This is a genomic window from Mesorhizobium sp. M2A.F.Ca.ET.037.01.1.1 (assembly GCF_003998075.1).
GTDB lineage: Bacteria > Pseudomonadota > Alphaproteobacteria > Rhizobiales > Rhizobiaceae > Mesorhizobium.
The window spans coordinates 1-5,337 of the sequence record NZ_RZSA01000416.1; the positions used below are offsets into that span (position 1 = coordinate 1).

Annotated in this window: 4 protein-coding genes; 3 read left to right on the forward strand and 1 reads right to left on the reverse strand. The window is 65.9% G+C overall.

Annotated elements, in window-relative coordinates:
- Nucleotides 1–196 precede the first annotated feature (196 nt).
- The 3 genes from EOA27_RS20160 (at nt 197) to EOA27_RS20170 (ending at nt 4,138) form a co-directional block, all read left to right on the forward strand.
- Nucleotides 197–3,292 (forward strand): efflux RND transporter permease subunit, encoded by a 3,096-nt coding sequence (locus EOA27_RS20160; RefSeq protein WP_127256976.1) that lies wholly within the window; start codon nt 197–199, stop codon nt 3,290–3,292.
- Between the two features lie 70 nt (nt 3,293–3,362).
- Nucleotides 3,363–3,776 carry a hypothetical protein gene (locus tag EOA27_RS20165; protein ID WP_189342029.1) on the forward strand — a complete coding sequence of 138 codons (414 nt, stop codon included), beginning with the start codon at nt 3,363–3,365 and terminating at the stop codon, nt 3,774–3,776.
- Between the two features lie 29 nt (nt 3,777–3,805).
- Entirely contained in the window at nt 3,806–4,138 is a 333-nt protein-coding gene (locus EOA27_RS20170; RefSeq protein ID WP_245467101.1) for a hypothetical protein, read from the forward strand.
- Here the strand turns inward: EOA27_RS20170 and EOA27_RS20175 are convergent.
- On the reverse strand, nt 4,114–5,337 hold a 1,224-nt coding region (locus tag EOA27_RS20175; protein WP_127256978.1), incomplete at its 5' end, for an adenylate cyclase. The two genes, EOA27_RS20170 and EOA27_RS20175, sit on opposite strands and share 25 nt — an antisense overlap.

Here is a 5,337-nt window from a genome sequence, read left to right on the forward strand (position 1 = left end):
ATCTCACCGGTCTCGCCATCAAGCCGAGGACAGCGGAGCGTGCGCCCTACCGTGTGCCGGGCACCATGCACAGCCTGGCCTGAACAGTGCCCGCCAAATAGCGGGCGCTGACCGAAACCCAGTCTTCACTTGTTTTCGCCAGCCGGCAGAAGCCGGCGGAACGCGCCTTCGCGCGCGCTGAGAGAGGGATTTTGTCATGAGCAGCTTCAATCTTTCCGAATGGGCGCTGCGCCACCGCAGCTTCATCGTCTACCTGATGATCGCGGCAGCCCTTGCCGGCCTCTACGCCTATCGCGGTCTCGGCCGCGAGGAGGACCCGCCCTTCACCATCAAGACCATGGTGGTGAAGACGATGTGGCCGGGCGCCAGCACCAGCGACACAGTCGAGCAGATCACCGACCGCGTCGAGAAGAAGCTCGAGGAGCTGCCCGATCTCGACTACGTCAAGAGCTACACCAAGCCCGGCGAATCCGTCGTCTTCGTCAACCTGAAGGATACCGTCGCCGGCGACCAGGTGCAGCCGCTCTGGTACCAGGTGCGCAAGAAGCTCAACGACATCAAGCCGACGCTGCCATCCGGCGTGCAGGGCCCGTTCTTCAACGACGAGTTCGGGGACACCTATTCGCTGATCTACGCGCTCACCTCCGACAGTCTCAGCCATCGCGAGCTGAAGGACATGGCGACCAGCCTGCGTGCCGGGCTGCTCACCGTGAAGGACGTCGCCAAGGTCGACCTGATCGGCCAGCAGGATGAGAAGATCTATCTCGAATTCTCGACGCAGAAGGTGGCGGCGCTCGGTCTCGACGTCGGCACGCTGACGCAGGCGCTGCAAGCGCAGAACGCGCTGACGCCGAGCGGCACGGTCGATGCCGGCCCAGAGCGCATTGCCATCCGCGTATCCGGCGCCTTCACCTCGGAAGAGAGCCTAAAGGCGATCAACTTCTACGCCAACGGCCATTACTTCCGGCTGGGTGACGTCGCCGAGGTCAAGCGCGCCTATTCCGACCCGCCGCAGCCGATGTTCCGCTTCAACGGCAAGCCCGCCGTCGGTATCGCTGTGTCGATGACGGCCGGCGGCGACGCGCTGGCGCTGGGCGAAAACGTCAAGGAGAAGATGCACGAGATGGAGGCCGAGCTGCCGCTTGGCGCCGAGCTTGGCATGGTCGCCGACCAGTCGCACGTGGTCGAAGAATCCGTCGGCGAGTTCACCAAGAGCCTCGGCGAAGCGATCGCCATCGTGCTTGCCGTGTCGCTCTTAGCGCTCGGCTGGCGTCCGGGTGTCGTTGTGGCCGTCGCCATCCCGCTGGTGCTGGCAATCACCTTCGTCACGATGGAGTATTTCGGCATCTCCTTGCAGCGCATCTCGCTCGGTGCGCTGATCATCGCGCTCGGCCTCCTGGTCGACGACGCCATGATTGCGGTCGAGATGATGATCGCCCGTATGGAGGAAGGCTACGACAAGATCTCGGCCGCGACCTACGCTTATACCTCGACCGCCTTTCCGATGCTGACCGGTACGGTGGTGACGATCGCCGGCTTCGTGCCGGTGGGCTTCGCCAAGAGCGGCGCGGGCGAATACTGCTTCTCGCTGTTCGCGGTCGTCGCCATCGCGCTCGTCGTGTCCTGGGTCGTGGCGGTGCTGTTCACGCCGCTGACCGGCGTCTTCCTGCTGCCCGATCGCATCAAGGGCCATGGCGGCAGCCATCAGCCATCGCGCATCGCCCGCGGCTTCCAGGCGTTGCTTGAAGCCGCGATGCGGGCGAAGTGGCTGGTGTTGTCGGCGACCGCGGGCCTGTTCGCGCTCGCGGTCGTGGCCATGGGCTTTGTCGGCCAGGAGTTCTTCCCGAAGTCGGACCGGCCCGAGGTGATGCTCGACCTCACCTTGCCCCGCACCGCTTCGATTAAGGCGACGGACGCAGTCGTTGAGCGCGTCGAAAAGCTGCTCGCTTCCGATCCCGGCATCGACCATTGGAGCTTCTATGTCGGCCAGGGCGCGGTGCGCTTCTACCTGCCGCTCGACGCGCAGCTTGCCAATGACTTCTTCGCCCAGGCCGTGGTCGTCACCAAGGGCCACGCCGTGCGCCAGGCGGTGATCGACCGGCTGGAGCGCGAGCTGTCGACCGGTTTCGACGACGTCATGGCCCGCGTCACGCCGCTGGAGCTGGGGCCGCCCGTCGGCTGGCCGCTGAAGTTCCGCGTCTCCGGTCCGGACCCGGACAAGACACGCAGCCTTGCGCAGCAGTTTGCGCAGGTGCTGGGCAGCGACGCCGCGGTGCGCAATATCAACTACGACTGGAACGAGCCGGCCAAGGTCATCAAGGTCGAGGTCGATCAGGACCGGGCGCGCGCTCTGGGCATCTCCTCGCAGCAGCTGTCGGAGACGATCAACGCGATCCTGTCCGGCTCGAAGATCACCCAGATGCGCGACCATACCTATCTCGTCGACATCGTCGCCCGCGCCGTGGATTCGGAACGCGCCAGCATCGACACGCTGCGCGGCCTGACGATCAGCGCGTCGGGCGGACGGCGCGTGCCGCTCGAGCAGGTGGCGAAGCTCAGCTACCAGACCGAGCCGCCGCTGATCTGGCGCCGTGGCCGCCTGCCGACCGTGATGGTGCAGGCCGACGTCGCGCCCGGCGAGAACGCCACCGTCGTCTCGAAGCGGCTGCAGAAGGCGATCGCTGGATTCAAGGCGGAGCTGCCGGTGCGCTACAGCGTCGAACAGGGCGGCGTGATCGAGGACAGCGCCAAGGCGCAGGCCAGCATTTTCGTGGTCTTTCCGCTGATGCTGTTCATCATGGCGACGGTGTTGATGATCCAGCTGATGAGTTTTCAGCGCCTCGTGCTGGTGCTGCTCACCGCACCGCTCGCCATCATCGGCGTTGCCGGCGCCCTGCTCCTGTCAGGTGCTCCGATGGGCTTCGTCGCCATCCTCGGCGTGATGTCACTGATCGGCATGGTGATCCGCAACTCGGTCATCCTGATCGCACAGATCGACCAGCACATTGCCGCCGGCGAAGAGCCCTGGGCCGCGGTGATCAGCGCCACCACGCATCGGCTGCGGCCGATCCTGCTTACGGCGGCGGCCGCCATCCTCGGCATGATCCCGATCGCGCCGACGGTGTTCTGGGGACCGATGGCTTACGCCGTGATGGGCGGACTGATGGTGGCGACCGTGCTGACGCTGGTCTTCGTGCCGACGCTCTACGTCACCTGGTTCGGCATCAAGGCGCCGACGGCGACGGCGGCAGCAGCCGAGCCCGCCAACCAACCGCAGGCCGTAGCGGCCTGAGCTGGCAACGCAACCCGACACAGATCACGGCGCACCGCCGTGATCACTCCCAACCCCGAAAGGAACGATCATGTCCCTCTTCCACGGAAATCTGCTTGTGCGCTTCAACGCCGGCTTCCTGATGCTGGCCTCGGCCGGCGGGCTTTTCACCGATATCGCCGGCTCCTTCTTCGGGCGGGGCCCGGAAGCGATCCTGCTAGGCGATGCGCCAGGTACCGGCATCGGCTTCATCGAGGCGCACGGGCTTGCACTGATCATCGGCGTGACGCTCTGGCGCATCGCCTACTCCCGCAATTGGCACGCCTTCCTGGCTGCCGTGCATGTGCTGCTCGGAACGGCAAATCTCCTGTTCTGGCAGTTCTTCATCGCCGCCGATGTGCTCGTCGTCGGCTACGTCACAACCGCGGCGCACTTTCTGTTCGCGGTTGCTCACCTGGCGGCGCTGGCGGGCTCGGCCCGGCTTGCCGCTCAGTCCTCCCACTAGACTTCACCTCAACATCTGGAGAAACCAACATGCCCATGCAATCGCTCAAGAAATACCGCTCGGCCGCGGCCCTGCTCGCCCTCGCTATCACCGCCGTCGAGATCGTCGGCACCTCGGCGCCGACACTGTCGCTCGTCAGCGCTGCCGAGGCCCGCATCGGAGTGCCCTGGACGCCACGCAGCGCAGCCGGTGTTGCCCGCCGCACCGCCACGTGGCGCGTGCTGCGGCACACCACGGCCTGGGTCGCGACCCTGCCTGCCGGCTGCGTGCGCACCAAGGTCAACGGCTTCGACGTCTGGCGCTGCGGCGGCACCTACTACCGGCTCTATCAGGGCCGCTATATCGTGGTGGTCGTCGATTGAGGCGGCTCGGGAATAGTCACGCCGAGGGCAAGTCTGACGCCTTCGGCGAGATGCTCGGCATCGGCGCGGCTCTCGAAGGGCACCCCTCGCAGCGCATAGTCGAGCGGCGAAAACAGAGCGCCCTCCTCGATGAGGGCGATTTGCCGCCGCGCCTTCTCCATCTCGCCCATCTGGGCATAGCAGGCGGCGAGCCGCGTGCGAATCCAGGGCGCCGGGCGCGTCGCCAGCTCCAGCGCGTCGGCCGCCTGCCGGTATTCCCCCATCATGTAGAGCGCCAAGGCGCGGTCGAACTGATACCAGTGCGGATGCAAAGGATCGATGCGAATGCCGCGTGCCAGCCAGGTCAGCGCTTCCAGTGGCCGGCCGCGCATGGTCAGCAACATGCCCATCTGCTCGATGCTGTCGGCATCGTAGGGATTGAGTTGCAGCGCGATGCGCATGTGATGCTCGGCCGCCTCGTGATCACGCATATAGAGACGGATCAGCGACTGCACGCGGTGTCCTGTCGGCTGGTCCGGCGACAGCGCCAGGCCCTTGTCGGCAAGGTCGCGCGCATTTTCCAGAACCGAGTCGCTGGCGCGACCGAACTCGCCATCCAGTGCCCGCACAAGACCAAGATACGTGTAGGCGAGGCCGTAGTTCGGGTCCTTAGCGATCGCGGCCTCAAATAGGGCTTCGGCGCTGCGCTGGTCGGTCTGGGCGGGATCGCGCAGCATCGCAAAGCCGCGCAGCAGAAGCTCATAGGCGGCTAGGCTGGTGACCGGCTTGCGCGACGCCTGCTCCAGTCCGGCATTGGCGACACGCGTGACCAGCCGGCTGACGATTTGCTCGACGATCTCGCGCTCGATTGCGAAGAGGCCGTCGCCCTGTGATTGGAAGCGGTCGCCCCAGAGTTGGCTGGCGGTGGCTATGCCGACGAGGCTGACGGCAACCACGACATGCTCGCCCTGGCGGCGCAGCGACCCTTCGACCAGGTAGTCGGCGCCGATGCGGGCGCGGATCTGCGGCCACTCGGCGCGGCCGAAGGAAGCAAAGGAGAAGCTGGAGTTCCGCGCCAGCACCGTGACCGTGCCGAAGCGCGCGATGCCGTTTATCAAGTCCTCAGCGAATCCGTCGACCATCGCCTCATCGGCCGGATCGCCACTCTCGTTGCGGAAGCGCACCACGGCAACGATCGGCTGGGTGGTGATCTCGGGCGC

Excerpts from the sequence above, each read along its gene's own strand:
- EOA27_RS20160 (WP_127256976.1), top strand. The coding sequence starts at position 197 with ATGAGCAGCTTCAATCTTTCCGAATGGGCGCTGCGCCACCGCAGCTTC.
- EOA27_RS20165 (WP_189342029.1), top strand. The coding sequence starts at position 3,363 with ATGTCCCTCTTCCACGGAAATCTGCTTGTGCGCTTCAACGCCGGCTTC.
- EOA27_RS20170 (WP_245467101.1), top strand. The coding sequence starts at position 3,806 with ATGCCCATGCAATCGCTCAAGAAATACCGCTCGGCCGCGGCCCTGCTC.